This is a genomic window from Bradyrhizobium sp. (genome assembly GCF_047605465.1).
GTDB lineage: Bacteria > Pseudomonadota > Alphaproteobacteria > Rhizobiales > Xanthobacteraceae > Bradyrhizobium.
In genome coordinates, this window is sequence record NZ_JASGFS010000017.1 from 44774 (window position 1) to 58447 (window position 13674).

Consider the following 13674-nt stretch of genomic DNA (forward strand, 5'->3'; position numbering starts at 1 on the left):
GCACGACAGAAACAATTTATTAACAAGCGGCAAGAATCCCGATCCCCCGTTCGTCATTGAGTTGAAGCGCTTTCCGGCGCGATCTGACGGAGTGGAATGATGGGTGGGGTTCGGTGGCGAGCGGTCTTGGCGCAGCCTTGTATGCGAGCGGCGCTGTTGGGGACTGCGGCATTGAGTCCCATGTTCCTGTCAGGCACATCGGCGCTGGCGCAGGCGCCGCAGGATGGCGTTCAGCGCAATCAGAAGACGGTCGCATTCTCGATTCCGCCGCAGCCGCTTGCGAGCGCCATCGTCGCGTTCTCGCGGGCGACGGGCCTCAATGTCGCGTCGGGCGGCATCATCGCGTCGAGCGAGCGTTCGCAGGGCGCGAGCGGCAATTTGACCGCCGCGGAGGGACTTCGTCGTCTCCTCTCGGGCACGAGCTATTCCTATCGCTTCACCGGACCTTCGTCGGTCACGCTCACCAGCGCGGCTTCGGCTGCGACGGGCGCGACGCAGGTTGAGGGAGCGATCCATCTCGACACGGTCCACGTCTCCGGTGGCGGCGTCCCGGCGGCGGACGCTCCCTATTCGACGCCGGCGCCGGTCGCGCACATCTCGCAGGAAACCATCGATCGGTTCCGCGGTTCGAGCCCGGCCGACATCTTTCGCGGTACGCCGGGCGTGATGTCGGGCGAAGCGCGCAATGGCGCCGGATCGATCGACGTCAACGTCCGCGGCATGCAAGGCATGGGGCGCGTTGCCGTCACGATCGACGGTGCCGAGAACGGCGTGCAGGTCTATCAGGGCTATCAGGGCATCTCGAACCGCACGTTCGTCGATCCCGACCTGCTGGCCGGCGTCGACATCCGCAAGGGGTCCGACGCGAGCTCGCGCGGCATTGCCGGCACGGTGTCGATGCGCACGCTCAGTGCCGCCGACGTCGTCAAGCCCGGAGAGACCTGGGGCGTGTGGGTCAAGAGCGGCTTCGGCACGAATACGACGACGCCGCGGCCCGGCGATCGTGGCGGCTACACCTGGCCGAAGCCCTATGTGAGCGATCCTCAACCCTATCCGGTGCCGACGGCCTCGGAATCCGGTCTCGACCGCCCGGGCTTCCTCACGCCGACCAGCGGTTCATTCAGCACCGTGGCGGCGGTGAAGGAGGCCAATTACGATCTGCTCTGGGGCTATGCGTTCCGCAAGCAGGGCAACTATTTCGCGGGCAAGAACGGACCCGGCGCAAGCGTGATCGACACCGGGCCGCAGCCGCTCTGTTACCCCAGCGGCTTCTGCTACTATCCGCCGAGCCCGATCTCCTATGCCCACGTGTATCAGAACGGAGGTCTTTCCAGCTATCGCGCCGGCGAGCAGGTTCTGAACACCCAGCTCCAGACGGAGTCCTATCTCGCCAAGGCCACCGTTCGCGACGACAACGGGCAAAGTCTCCAGATCGGATACAACGGCTATCGCAGCACGTCGGGCGACATGCTCGCCTCGCTGTTCGGAAGCCCGCTCAGCCAATCCCAGCAGCAATGGCAGGAGAATTCGACCAAGGTCGATACCGGAACGGCGCGCTATCGGTGGAAGCCCGATGACAATGCGCTTGTCGATCTCAGGGCGAATTTCTGGTTCACGAGCCTCACCCAGCGCACGCCGCCGCGCGTCAGTCTCGGTTTCGGCAGGCCGGAGACTTACGGTCTTCCCTATAATTACCTTCCCGGCAACGACAGCGTCATGTGGGGAGGCGACGTCAGCAACAAGTCGCACTTCGCGTTCGAGCGGTTCGGTTCGCTCGACTTCGACTACGGCATCTCCTACATCAACGAAGCGACCAAGCCGCTTCCGTTCTCCGACGAACTGAACCTGGGGATTCCGAGCCGGAACGGCACGAGGGAAGAAACCGGCGGCTTCGGCAAGGTCGCCTACAAGCCGGTGGACTGGCTGACACTGAACACCGGCTTGCGCTACTCGCAATATTCGTCCCTCGACCGAAGCAGTGTCGCCAACGATCTGCAGCGGAACTCGAAGCCGTCGCGGTCGAGCGACGGATACAGTCCTTCGGCGGGCGTCGTGATCGAGCCGGTCAAGGGGGCGCAATTCTACGCGAACTATTCCAGCGCGTTGCGCATGCCGACGCTGTTCGAGTCGGTTGCGGCCTACACACTCAACATCAATACCAACCTTCGTCCCGAGCGGTCCAACAATTGGGAAGCCGGCTTCAACTTCGTCCGTGACGACGTGTTCGCGTCGAAGGACAAGGCCATGCTGAAGTTCGGCTACTTCAATTGGGACGTGAAGGACTATGTCGCCCGCCAGTACACGGTCGTCAGCTACCTCGCATCCGGCACGCCGATCTCCGGGCTGAAGATCTACAACATCGATCGCGCGCGGTTCGAAGGCCTCGAATTGTCGAGCCGCTACGAAATCGGAGGTTTCTCGGCGGAGCTGGCCGCGAACTATTATCTCAACGTGGAGTTCTGCCCGACCGCGAGCACCTGTTCGAACAAGACGCTGTCGTCGGACTACGCGACCAACCAGGTCCCGCCGCAGTACTCGGCAAATCTCACCGTGTCGCAGAAGCTGCTCGACGACGATCTCACGGTGGGCGGCCGCGTGAGCTATACGGGTCCGCGTTCCGTGGGCCATGAGCCGGTGGTGTATGGCGCGGCCGGGATCATCACCCCGATCGACTGGCAGCCGTACTGGATGCTGGATCTCTTCGCCGAATACAAACTGTCGAAGGACATCACGTTGTGGGCAACCGTCGAGAACGTGACCGATCAGTATTACGTCGATCCGCTCAGCCTCGTGCAGCAGCCCGGCCCCGGACGAACCGCGCGCCTCGGTTTCACCGGAAAGTTCGGCGGCAACGAGCCGGTTTCATATGCCTCGTTCACGGGCCTGTTCAGTCCGTCGCAAGGCATCGGCAACTGGACCGGATTCCACGCTGGCTTCAATTCGGCTTACAATTTCGCCGAGCTCAGGGGCGGGTCCACCGCGCTTGACGGATCGATCACGCGCTATTCCGCGACGGAGGCACCGAACCAGAACATCAAGGCGGTCTCCTTTGGTGTTCAGGCGGGATACGACTATCAATTCAGAAATCGTATCGTGGCGGGCATTGCGGCCGACTTCGCCAAGTCGGAGATATCCGGTTCTCAGGTGACGTTCGCCAACGAAGGCAGCACCGACAACAACAGCTCCAACCTGTTCTACGACCGGGCGTTCGAGGCCGTGCAGAAGAGCAGCATCGACTGGATCGCGACCGTCCGCGGCCGCCTGGGTTACGCGTTCAACGACCGGCTCATGCTCTATGTGACCGGCGGCGCCGCGTTCATGCGTCAGAACGAAGAGCGGACGCAATACGTTGCCACCAGGTCGATCCCAGGCTGTTGCTCGGCGGTGGATTCCTCCCTCGTGGCATTCACGGAGAATGCGGCCCTGACGCGTACGGGCTACGTGCTGGGCGGCGGCGGCGAGTTTTCGCTCAACAAGTCGTGGTCGGTGACCGGCGAATATCTGCTCGCCCGTTTCGATGAAGCCAAGTTCAGTTTCCCGCAAGCCAGAGCCGGCGTCATGGTCGCGAACAGCTTCGGCAATCCCGTGACGTCGACTGTGGTCAGCGGCCGCCAGCTGCTGAGCAAGGTCGATATTCCGATGCTCAGGGTCGGGTTGAATTACCGCTTCTAGTCTGGCGAAAGGGCCACGAATGACGATCATCGAACTTGACTCAACGCGGGAACGGAGCCGTGCGAGGCGGCTCCGCGCCGCAACGAACGAACGGCACGATCGTCTGGATCATTCGATCATGGATGCATCGCCGTTCGCCGACCGGGAGCGTTACGGCCGGTTCGTGACGGTGCAGTATCGGTTTCATCGCGAGGTCGACGCGCTCTATGCCGATCCGGCGCTGGAACACCTGCTGCCCGATCTCGGTGGCCGCCGGCGGCTGCGCCTGATCGAACAGGATCTCTCCGATCTCGGCATCGATGTGCCGGCCGCGCAGGATCCGCCGGCTTTCGTCGCCGGCCGCAAGCTCGACCTGCCGGCGGCGCTCGGCTGGCTCTATGTCGCGGAAGGATCGAATCTCGGGGCGGCGTTTCTGCTGAAGGAAGCCGCGAAGCTCGGCTTGTCCGAGGGCTTCGGCGCTCGCCATCTCGCCGCTGCACCCGAAGGCCGCGGATTGCAATGGAAGACGTTTACGGCAGCGCTCGACGCCGTGCCCTTGGCCGATGCAGAGGAGGATCTCGCGATCGCCGGTGCCAACGCGGCCTTTGCGCGGGTTCAGGCCCTGATTCGTGACGTCCTTGTGGCGTGAGCGGCGGCGCTGCGATCGAGGAGAGGGGATAGGACGATGATGTTCATGAAGAAGGTCCTGGCAGCAGCGAGTGTCGCGCTTCTCCTGATCGTGACGCAGGGTATGCCTTCTGTGCTGGCGCAAGCGGTATCGCCACCTGGAACGGGCACGGGCACGAGCCCGGCTGAAGGAGAGGCTGTCCCCGCCGACGTCTCCAACGCGTCGCAATCGCCGTCGCCCGCGGCGACGTCGGTTCCGGCGGCTTTGCCGCCACGGGATGCCAAGACGAAATCCCGCACAGACCTGCCTCACAACCTGTCGCCGTGGGGAATGTTCTTGTCCGCCGACTGGGTGGTCAAGATCGTGATGGTGGGTCTGGTGTTAGCCTCGCTGATGACCTGGACCGTCTGGGTGGCCAAGGCGGTCGAACTGGCTCGCGCGAAACGCCGCCTGCGCCAGGGTATCGTCAAGATCCTGTCTGCGGCGACGCTGGTCGAGGCAACCGAATTGCTTGCGAACGACCGCGGCACGGCGACGGTTCTGGTGCGCGAGGCGGCGGATGAGGTTCGGATCTCGGTTCGGGCCTTCGATCACACGGACGGCAGTGGCGTGAACGAGCGCGTGACGTCACGGTTGTCGCGCGTTGAGGCCGAAGCCGGTCAGCGGATGGCGATGGGAACCGGCATCCTGGCGACGATCGGCGCGACCGCGCCCTTCGTCGGCCTGTTCGGCACCGTGTGGGGCATCATGAACTCCTTCATCGGCATTTCGCAGACGCAGACCACCAATCTCGCGGTGGTGGCGCCCGGCATCGCCGAGGCGCTGCTCGCGACCGCGTTCGGGCTCGTCGCCGCCATCCCGGCCGTCATCATCTACAACGTGTTCGCGCGGGCGATCACCGGCTATCGACGGCTTCTCGGGGATGCTTCGGCCGGCATCGAGCGTCTGGTCAGTCGCGATCTCGACATGCGGCGGAGTGTTTCCGTCGCATCGTCGGCGCGTCTTGCCGCGGAGTGAGCAGATGGCCGGAAGCCTCAAGGCCGGCTCGGCGGGCGAGGACCTCGCTGACAACCACGAGATCAACGTCACGCCGTTCATCGACGTCATGCTCGTGCTTCTGATCATCTTCATGGTCGCGGCGCCGTTGTCGACGGTCGATGTCGCCGTCGATCTGCCGACGTCGAACAGCCAGCCGCAGCCGCGCCCCAGCGAGCCGGTCTTCCTGACGGTCAAGAGCGACCTGACGCTCGCGCTCGGCAACGATCCTCTCGCGCGGGAAGCGCTCAAGTCCGCGCTGGATGGAAAGACCAACGGCGATACCGAGGAGCGGATATTCCTGCGCGCCGATCAGGCCGTGAGCTACGGCGAGGTGATGGTTGTGATGAATCTGTTGCGCGAGGCCGGCTATCTCAAGATCGCGCTCGTCGGCCTCGAACCGGTCGCGGCCTCCGCCCAGCCGGCAGCGAATCCGGTGCAGTAACGGCATGCGGTTCGAACCCGTGGCAGTTCTCCGGCCGGTCCATCACAGGGATGGACAAGCGGTTTCCCGGCAGCTGGTGCATTGGGCGCTCGCGGGGCTCTGCGTCGTCGTCGTCCATGGTGCCATCGCTTACACGGCGTTGACTTGGTCCGGCGATGAGGTCGCGCCGAGCGAGCTGCCGGCCGCCGTCATGATCGAACTCTCGCCTGTGCCGGTGGCGCCGGAAACACCGCCTCAGGATGTCGCGCTCGGTCCGCAGATGGAGATGTCGCAGGTGACGACTCCATCGGAGCAGGAAGACAAGCCGGTCGAGCAGGAGAAGCCCGAAGTCGAGGTGATGCCCGAAACCAAGGTTGAAATTCCGCCACTGCCCGAGAAGGAAAAATCCGAGGTGACGCTTGCCCCGCCGACGCCTGCCCCGCAGGAGTCGCAGGACAAGCCGAAGGAGAAGCCGCGCAAGCCCGACAAGCCGAAGGACGCGCGGAAGAAGCCAAGCCAGCGCTCGGCACGAAGCGCACCGGCGACGGCCGCGCCACAGGCCCTCGACGTTCAGCATGCGCCGACGAACGCCGCGGCCATGGCGGGAATGTCGTCGTCCTCGTCACCCGCGACCTGGCGCAGCACGATCATGGCGTTGTTGAACCGGCACAAGCGGGTGCCGTCTGGCGGTGGCCGCGGAACGTCGACGGTTGCATTCGTGATCGACCGTTCGGGAAGGGTACTCTCCGCGCGCCTCGCGCGCTCGTCCGGTTATGCGGCCCTCGACGAGGAGGCCGTCGCGCTGGCACGTCGGATCAGCCCGCTGCCTGCACCGCCCGCGAATGTCGGAGGCGGGAGCAGCATCCTGCTCGATGTGCCGGTCAGTTTCGGAGAATGATGCTGCAGAAGAGAGCGCACGCGACATCGCGCGGCGAGACTTGCGAGCGTGAATGTGCAGATTGAAATGTGAAGTGAGGACGACGGGAGGCCCGCCAATACCGACGCAGCATGCCCCGGCGGGGCGGCCGGGGGATTATCCTGAATCATCCGGAGAGGGATGTCGGACCGCCGGAGGCGATCGTTACTTCATCGCCGAGCTGATCGAGTTGAACTTGTTGCTGAGGAGCACGCTCCCCGTGTTGTTCACGACCGTCACGATCGCGAGCGCAATGCCGGCGGCGATCAGGCCGTACTCGATAGCGGTGGCGCCATTTTCATCGGCAAGGAAAGACTTGAGCAAATTCATCGCCAACTCCTATTCATCCGGGCAGCGTAGACTCGCGCCGTTTTCGGAAGTGTAAATTGATCCACTAACTTTTTCGCTCGCGTCAAAATGGCAGGCGATGCAGTTTTCGTCTGCTGCGCTATATGTTGGCATCCATTAACTTAAGGTTTCCTGACCCAATTCAGGTGGATTCGACGCATCCGGTGCGTGGCAGTATCTTGCCTCAGGAGGTGATCGAACGGCTCGATGCGCCCTCGCGATGACGCTTCAGGGCCTCCGTGAGGCGACCGACCAGATAGCCCATCACGCGCGGGCGCGGCCGCGCGGTCGTGTCGGCGGTCCGCTTGTCGTCGGCTGCGTCATTCACGATGCCGATGTAGTTTTTTCTGACTTTTTGCTGCGGCACGGGTACGGCAACCTTGGCTCAATCGATGGCGCGACCATGGTGCGGGTAGGGGGAATCGAGTGTTAATTTTACCTCCCGTAAGAATACCCGGTGCGGCACGATGGATCAGCCATGCTGCAATTCGGAGCGTGGCTTAACGTCTTGTTGAGGCTGTTCGTCAACGTGCCGGCAAGGATAGTGACAAAGGACGTGGGGGATCACTCGTGCCGGCGGTCCGCGTTCAACGCGCGCAACATCGCGATGCGGGCGAACAGCAGCCAGCCGCCGCCGGTCTCTGCCGCATTGATCAGGGTTTCGATGGCGGTCTGCCAGCGCGGTTCGCGCTGTGCGGCTTCGGGCAGTTGCATGATGTAGTCGGCCGCCTGCTGCAGCGTGAGCAGTTTGCGGCCGTTGCGCAGGGCGATGGGATCGTCGAACGCTGCCGACCAGGGCATGTCAGGCCGGCCGCTCCCTCGATGAGCTCACGACGCGTCTTGCTCCGGAGCCGCCGCTATCCGGCCTTCTTGGCGCGGGCAGGGGCACGCACCGGCTTGTCGGCCTTCCTGGGGGCCGCCTGTTTGCCCGCAGCTTCCTTGCCGCCCTTCCCGGCGATGGGCAGCAGCATCTCGCGCTGGCCCTCGATGCGCTTCTTGGGCTTCTTGCCCTTGGCGGTCTCTCTGGCGGGCTCCTTGGCCGCTTTCGCGACGGGCGCCGCATCCTTCTCGCTTGCGAGGCTCTTCTTCAACGCATCCATCAGGTTGATGACGTTGCCGCCGGCCTTCGGCGTCGCCCTGGCCGCGATGGGCGCACCGCTGCGCTTCTTGTTGATGAGATCGATCAGGGCGGTCTCGTAGTGATCCTCGAACAGTTCGGGCTCGAACGCGCCGGACTTCTTCTCGACGATGTGCTTGGCGAGGTCGAGCATGTCCTTGGTGAGCTTCACGTCCTGGATGTCGTCGAAATAGTCCTTCTCGCTGCGCACTTCGTACGGATAGCGCAGCAGGGTCCCCATCAGGCCGCTCTCGAGCGGCTCGAGCGCGATGATGTGCTCGCGGTTGGTCAGCACCACGCGGCCGATCGCGACCTTGTTCATGCTGCGGATGGTTTCGCGGATCACCGCATAGGCATCATGCCCGACCTTGCCGTCCGGCACGAGGTAGTAGGGGCGGATCAGATAGCGGTTGTCGATGTCGGTCTTCGGCACGAATTCGTCGATCTCGATCGTGTGCGTCGAGTCGAGCGCGATGTCGTCGAGCTCGTCCTTGCTGATCTCGATATAGGTGTCGGTGTCGACCTTGTAGCCCTTGACGATGTCGTCGGAGGTCACCTCGTCCCCGGTCTCGGCGTCGACCTTGAGGTACTTGATCCGGTGGCCGGTCCTGCGGTTGATCTGGTTGAACGAGACCTTCTCCGTATCCGAAGTGGCCGGATACAGCGCGACCGGACAGGTCACGAGCGACAGACGCAGAAAACCCTTCCAATTGGCGCGGGGGGCCATGGGCTACTCCAAACGCAACGGGCACAGCTGATGAGGATACCACCGGGGCACTGCGAATCATAGCAAGCGCGGCAGCGGAATCTGGCAACTGCGTTAACCGCCGCCCGGACGCTCGCCGTTCCCACCCGTGTTCGGAACATCGTCCGTAATCGGGCGTTGGCTCGTGACAGAAGGCCGCGAGGAGGTCGCGGCGATTGGGCGCGACAGCCAGAGATTGAGGTCACCATGGCAATTACGCGAGAGCATCGTCAGATCGTTGAAACGCCGACCGAAGCACGTCAGGGCGAACTCGGGCCCTCGGTGGCGGCTCTGCTCGCCATCTCGACCGGGCTTGCGATCCTGATCCTCGCCGTCATCTGGTTCGTGTTTTTCCGGACCTGACGGCAGACCGGCCGGGTATTCGGACCTTCCGACTCGCCGCGCAAAGCGGCACATTGTGCCCGTCATGCGGCCGGCTCGTCCGGCCGCCTGGCGGGCACAGTTGCGCTGGGCGGGTGGATATGACCAAAAAGTAACGTCCGGCGGTTCCCCGCGTTCATATTCAGTTCACGCCGGAATTGATCATCTCTGGCGGTCGATTGTGCAGTCTATCTTTGGAGAGAAGCGTGCGCCTGCTCGTTGTTGAGGACGACCCCGATCTCAATCGCCAGCTCACCAAGGCGCTGACCGATGCGGGCTATGTCGTCGATCGCGCCTTCGACGGCGAAGAGGGACACTATCTCGGCGACAACGAGCCCTACGATGCCGTGGTGCTCGACATCGGCCTGCCGAAGAAGGACGGCATCTCCGTCCTTGAGGCCTGGCGCCGCAACGGCCGCACCATGCCGGTCCTGATCCTGACCGCGCGCGACCGCTGGAGCGACAAGGTGCAGGGCTTCGATGCCGGCGCCGACGATTACGTCGCCAAGCCGTTTCACCTGGAAGAGGTGCTGGCACGCATCCGCGCCCTGCTGCGCCGCTCGACCGGCCATGCCCAGAGCGAGCTGAGCTGCGGCCCGGTCACGCTCGACACCAGGACCGGCCGGGTCAGCGTCTCCGGCAATCCCGTGAAGATGACCTCGCACGAATATCGGCTTCTGGCCTACCTCATGCACCATTCCGGGCGGGTGGTGTCGCGCACCGAACTGGTCGAGCATCTCTACGATCAGGACTTCGACCGCGACTCCAACACCATCGAGGTGTTCGTCGGCCGCATCCGCAAGAAGCTGGATGTCGACATCATTCAGACGGTGCGCGGCCTGGGTTATCTCCTGACCCCGCCGGCCGCGCCCGGCGCCTGACGCGTCCGTCCCCAACTTGACACCTCCCGGGCTTGACGGGCGGCCCGGCAAGGGGCCTTGGTCGGGTCATGATCTCAGACGACCTGACATCCTGCGCCCCACGGGATCGTTCCGATGGCCGCTAGCTCGCTTGCCAACCGCCTGTTCCTGTCGGCGACGGCATGGCTCGTGGTGATTCTGGCGATCACCGGCGTCGTGTTGTCCTCGGTCTACAAGAACGCGACCGAGCGCGCGTTCGACCGCCGCCTCAATCTCTATCTGCGCACCCTGATCGCGGAGGTCGCGACCCCGGACGAGCCGCCGGACCGTCAGTTCCAGTCGCTCGGCGAGCCGCTGTTCGAGCTGCCGCTGTCCGGCTGGTATTGGCAGATCACCCGCACCGACACCGAAAAGCCGGAGGTGCGCTCCTCGCGCTCGCTCTGGGACAAGAAGCTGCCGAAGCTGGAGGAGCAGGGCACAGAGCTCACCGCCGCCGGCATCCGGCTCGCTTATGTCGACGGACCCGAGGGGCAGAATCTGCGGATGGTGGAACGTCCGGTCGATCTCGGCGCCGACGGCAAATATCTCGTCAGCGTCGCCGGCGATGCCACCGAGATCTTCGACGAGACGCGAAGCTTCGACTATTATCTCGGCGGCACCTTCACCGCGCTCGGCATCGTGCTGCTGCTGACCACGGTGTTCCAGGTCCGCTTCGGTCTGGCTCCGTTGAAGCGCATCTCGGAGTCCATCGCCGCCATCCGTTCGGGACGGGCCGAGCGGCTCGAAGGCGAATTCCCGGTCGAGATCGCGCCGCTGGCGCGCGAGACCAATGCCCTGATCGATGCCAATCGCGAGATCGTCGAGCGTGCCCGCACGCATGTCGGCAATCTCGCGCATGCGATCAAGACGCCGCTCTCGGTCATCGTGAACGAGGCGGGCGCACACGCCGCCGATCCGTTCGCCGCCAAGGTCATGGAGCAGGCCGACGTGATGCGCGATCAGGTCGCCCATCATCTGGAACGCGCGCGCATCGCGGCCAGGGTCTCGGTCGTGGCGACCGTGACCGAAGTCGCGCCCGCGATCGAAGCATTGCGACGGACCATGGAGAAGATCCATCGCGACCGCGGCATCGTGGTCGAGGCCAAGGCCGCGCCGTCCGCCAGATTTCGTGGCGAGCGGCAGGACCTGGAGGAGATGGTCGGCAACCTCGTCGACAATGCCTGCAAATGGGCGGCCTCGCGCGTCTTCATCGAGGTCCTGGTGGAGACGCCGGACCAGCCCGGCGCCGGCCCACGCTTGCGGATCATCGTCGACGACGACGGACGCGGCCTGTCGGAGGCCGAGCGCGCCCAGGTCTCGCGGCGCGGCCAGCGGCTCGACGAGTCCAAGCCCGGATCGGGGCTCGGGCTGTCCATCGTGGTCGATCTCGCCTCGCTCTATGGCGGCAGCCTCTCGCTCGGGAGCGCGCCGATCGGGGGCCTGCGGGCCGAACTGCTTCTCCCGGGAATCTAGTGCCTTGATTTGGCACGGGTTCCAGGACCGGTCGTGCCCGATCCGCAGGTGAGTGGCGGTATTCGAAGCAACTTCCTCAACGGCTTCTTAAGGCTGGCGCTCCTATGATCGCGCCCGGACGCATCCCACGTCCGCCATTTTACCGTGCATTATCCGGGCGCATGAGCCAGACATCGATCGAGCGGCTGAGAGAATATCTCGCGCAGCTCCCGCCGCAGTCGCAGGCGCTGCTGATGCGGGAGTTCGAGCGTGCGCTGGAGCGCGGCCAGGACACGGCGGTGGCAACCCTCGTGCTCGAGCAGTTGCGCAAGATCGTCCGCAAGACCGAGGTCGAGGAGGCCGCGCCGCCGCGTACCGACGATTTGTCGCGGCTGTTGTTCCAGGTTCTGGAACCTTTCCTGGTCGAACCCGGCGTTCCGATCCGGGTCGGACAGATCCGCCGTTCTTCGCTGCACCCGATCTGGCAATGGCTCGGCCGCGACGGCGCCCCCGACAAGGTGAACGAATTCGAGACCGCGCTGTCGCGCATGCCGGGCGACAATGCGGGGCAGGTCGAAGCTCTGGCGCAGAAGCTTCAGGCCGTGGCGGCCGATGCCATCTTTGAACTGATCGGGCCGGGCGGCGGCGACAAGTCGCGCGCGCTCGCCCGCGTCGGTCCGCCCAACGTCATCGAGGATCTCTACTCGATCGGAGCCGTGCTCCAGGTTCGCGAGGCCCTCGCGACCCTGAACGAAAAGCTGCCGCGGTTCCTGCGCGCCTTCGGCGAATCGCAGATCGCATCGGTCACGGCCGCGCTCAATATCCCCGCGCTCCAGGCTCCGCAGGTGTTGCCGCTTGCGCTGTCGATGGTGGTGCAACGGATGACGGCACCGTGGCAGATCATCCGTCTCGCCATCAAGATCGCCGCGTCCGACGACGAAATCCGCGTCGCGGCGACGCCCTATGGCGTGGCCGTCACGATCGCCCTGCACGATCTGTCCTGCCTCGCCGCGATGCTGCGCATGGACATCAAGCGCGGCCACTTCGACAATGTCGCCGACAATCTCAAGGCGCTGCATGACGGGGTGAGGGGCCTGCGCACCGAACTCGACCTGCGCAACGATTCCGCCTGGGGCAAGCAGTTGACCTCGATCCGGGCCGACATCTCCAATGCGCTGCAGTCGGAGATCGACAGCGTTCCCGGCCGCGTTCGCCGCATTCTGCGCCAGCGGGCGGAGAAGGATATTCCGCCGGGAGCACGGATCGACACGACCGAGGTCGAGGAAACCGCGGCCCTGATCGATTTCGTCGCAACCTGCCGCAACTTTGCCAGCGAGCTTGCGATCAACGAGGTGACGCTGCGCACCTATTCCGATCTGCAGCAATACGTCGAACGGTCGACCGAATCCCTGGTGCAGTCGCTGCGCGCCGCCGATCACAAGGTCCGCACCTATCGCCAGCAGCAGGTCCAGGCCGCGATCCGCTTCTGCGAGGTATTATTCGGCGACGATTACGCGTCGCTGATGAGCCGGGCGGCGGAAAACGCGGCGACCGGCGAGCGCAAATCGTCGCGCGCCGGCTGATCCAGGCGAAATTTTTTCTAGTCACAATTTATGGTTGACCACGTCCGCGGTGAGCCCTACGGTCCGTGCACTTTTTGGGACCTGCTATCTGTGGGCGCATGAAACCCGTTATCAGCTTCGTTGAAATCGAAAATCGCGTCATCGTTGCGAAATACCAGAGGTTGATGGTCAGGGCGAAGGTGGTGCTGGTCGAGAAGACGAGCGGCCGTCAGTTGCCGGAGACGGCCATCATGATCGCATCGCCGGTTCCTGTGGGCGCGTTGCGCATCCGCTTGCCCGAGACGATCAAGCCGGGCACGTATTTCCTGAAGGCCTTCAACGGGCACGGCCAGGACGCCGCTCAAAGCGTGGACTTCGAGATCGGCTAAGCCGTTGGATTTCCACCGTTTCGGGACGAAACCGGTCGCGTCGAATTGACAATTGTCAATTGCCGCCTTGTCCGGCCGTGGTGTAAAGCCACCCATGGGCGCAGTTCGCGCGCCGCCGGAAGCTTGC

14 protein-coding genes are annotated in these 13674 nt (G+C 64.2%); 10 read left to right on the plus strand and 4 right to left on the minus strand.

The window, feature by feature from the left end; translation table 11 throughout:
• Positions 1-180: 180 nt before the first annotated feature.
• The 5 genes from QM712_RS16050 to QM712_RS16070 are packed head-to-tail and all read left to right on the plus strand — an operon-like array spanning position 181 to position 6636.
• On the plus strand, positions 181-3672 hold the full coding sequence (locus QM712_RS16050) for a TonB-dependent receptor domain-containing protein (RefSeq protein ID WP_415024140.1): 3492 nt from the start codon (positions 181-183) through the stop codon (positions 3670-3672).
• Between the two features lie 19 nt (positions 3673-3691).
• Positions 3692-4300, plus strand: a complete 609-nt coding sequence (locus tag QM712_RS16055; protein ID WP_415024090.1) for a biliverdin-producing heme oxygenase — start codon at positions 3692-3694, stop codon at positions 4298-4300.
• Between the two features lie 36 nt (positions 4301-4336).
• Entirely contained in the window at positions 4337-5296 is a 960-nt protein-coding gene (gene exbB, locus QM712_RS16060) for a tonB-system energizer ExbB (protein ID WP_415024091.1), read from the plus strand.
• Between the two features lie 4 nt (positions 5297-5300).
• Entirely contained in the window at positions 5301-5759 is a 459-nt protein-coding gene (gene exbD / locus QM712_RS16065; protein ID WP_415024092.1) for a TonB system transport protein ExbD, read from the plus strand.
• A 4-nt stretch (positions 5760-5763) separates the two neighbouring features.
• Positions 5764-6636: a TonB family protein gene (locus tag QM712_RS16070; protein ID WP_415024093.1), complete on the plus strand. Its 873-nt coding sequence runs from the start codon at positions 5764-5766 to the stop codon at positions 6634-6636.
• A 183-nt stretch (positions 6637-6819) separates the two neighbouring features.
• Here QM712_RS16070 and QM712_RS16075 read toward each other — a convergent pair whose 3' ends face one another.
• The 4 genes from QM712_RS16075 to QM712_RS16090 all read right to left on the minus strand — a co-directional run bounded on the left by QM712_RS16075 (position 6820) and on the right by QM712_RS16090 (position 8846).
• Positions 6820-6984 (minus strand): Flp family type IVb pilin, encoded by a 165-nt coding sequence (locus tag QM712_RS16075; protein WP_415024094.1) that lies wholly within the window; start codon positions 6982-6984, stop codon positions 6820-6822.
• Between the two features lie 202 nt (positions 6985-7186).
• Positions 7187-7369, minus strand: a complete 183-nt coding sequence (locus QM712_RS16080) for a hypothetical protein (protein ID WP_415024095.1) — start codon at positions 7367-7369, stop codon at positions 7187-7189.
• 197 nt (positions 7370-7566) lie between these two features.
• A complete protein-coding gene (locus QM712_RS16085) occupies positions 7567-7803 on the minus strand; it encodes a hypothetical protein (RefSeq protein ID WP_415024096.1) in 237 nt (78 codons plus the stop codon).
• 56 nt (positions 7804-7859) lie between these two features.
• The gene (locus QM712_RS16090; RefSeq protein ID WP_415024097.1) at positions 7860-8846 is read right to left on the minus strand and encodes a Ku protein; all 987 of its coding nucleotides are present in this window, start codon (positions 8844-8846) and stop codon (positions 7860-7862) included.
• A gap of 225 nt (positions 8847-9071) precedes the next feature.
• Here QM712_RS16090 and QM712_RS16095 point away from each other — a divergent pair, with 225 nt between their 5' ends.
• From QM712_RS16095 to QM712_RS16115, 5 genes are all read left to right on the plus strand, one after another.
• Positions 9072-9227, plus strand: coding sequence for a hypothetical protein (locus QM712_RS16095; protein WP_415024098.1), 156 nt, complete (start codon positions 9072-9074; stop codon positions 9225-9227).
• Between the two features lie 224 nt (positions 9228-9451).
• Complete coding sequence (locus tag QM712_RS16100) at positions 9452-10126, plus strand: response regulator transcription factor (protein ID WP_275194347.1); 675 nt, start codon at positions 9452-9454, stop codon at positions 10124-10126.
• Between the two features lie 114 nt (positions 10127-10240).
• Positions 10241-11617 carry an ATP-binding protein gene (locus QM712_RS16105; RefSeq protein ID WP_415024099.1) on the plus strand — a complete coding sequence of 459 codons (1377 nt, stop codon included), beginning with the start codon at positions 10241-10243 and terminating at the stop codon, positions 11615-11617.
• A gap of 161 nt (positions 11618-11778) precedes the next feature.
• Positions 11779-13179, plus strand: a complete 1401-nt coding sequence (locus QM712_RS16110) for a hypothetical protein (RefSeq protein WP_415024100.1) — start codon at positions 11779-11781, stop codon at positions 13177-13179.
• A gap of 98 nt (positions 13180-13277) precedes the next feature.
• Positions 13278-13547, plus strand: a complete 270-nt coding sequence (locus QM712_RS16115) for a hypothetical protein (protein WP_415024141.1) — start codon at positions 13278-13280, stop codon at positions 13545-13547.
• Positions 13548-13674: the final 127 nt, after the last annotated feature.

Coding starts and splice junctions, on each gene's coding strand:
- QM712_RS16050 (WP_415024140.1), top strand. CDS start 181: ATGTTCCTGTCAGGCACATCGGCGCTGGCGCAGGCGCCGCAGGATGGC.
- QM712_RS16055 (WP_415024090.1), top strand. CDS start 3,692: ATGACGATCATCGAACTTGACTCAACGCGGGAACGGAGCCGTGCGAGG.
- exbB (WP_415024091.1), top strand. CDS start 4,337: ATGATGTTCATGAAGAAGGTCCTGGCAGCAGCGAGTGTCGCGCTTCTC.
- exbD (WP_415024092.1), top strand. CDS start 5,301: ATGGCCGGAAGCCTCAAGGCCGGCTCGGCGGGCGAGGACCTCGCTGAC.
- QM712_RS16070 (WP_415024093.1), top strand. CDS start 5,764: ATGCGGTTCGAACCCGTGGCAGTTCTCCGGCCGGTCCATCACAGGGAT.
- QM712_RS16075 (WP_415024094.1), bottom strand. CDS start 6,984: ATGAATTTGCTCAAGTCTTTCCTTGCCGATGAAAATGGCGCCACCGCT.
- QM712_RS16085 (WP_415024096.1), bottom strand. CDS start 7,803: ATGCCCTGGTCGGCAGCGTTCGACGATCCCATCGCCCTGCGCAACGGC.
- QM712_RS16090 (WP_415024097.1), bottom strand. CDS start 8,846: ATGGCCCCCCGCGCCAATTGGAAGGGTTTTCTGCGTCTGTCGCTCGTG.
- QM712_RS16095 (WP_415024098.1), top strand. CDS start 9,072: ATGGCAATTACGCGAGAGCATCGTCAGATCGTTGAAACGCCGACCGAA.
- QM712_RS16105 (WP_415024099.1), top strand. CDS start 10,241: ATGGCCGCTAGCTCGCTTGCCAACCGCCTGTTCCTGTCGGCGACGGCA.
- QM712_RS16110 (WP_415024100.1), top strand. CDS start 11,779: ATGAGCCAGACATCGATCGAGCGGCTGAGAGAATATCTCGCGCAGCTC.
- QM712_RS16115 (WP_415024141.1), top strand. CDS start 13,278: ATGAAACCCGTTATCAGCTTCGTTGAAATCGAAAATCGCGTCATCGTT.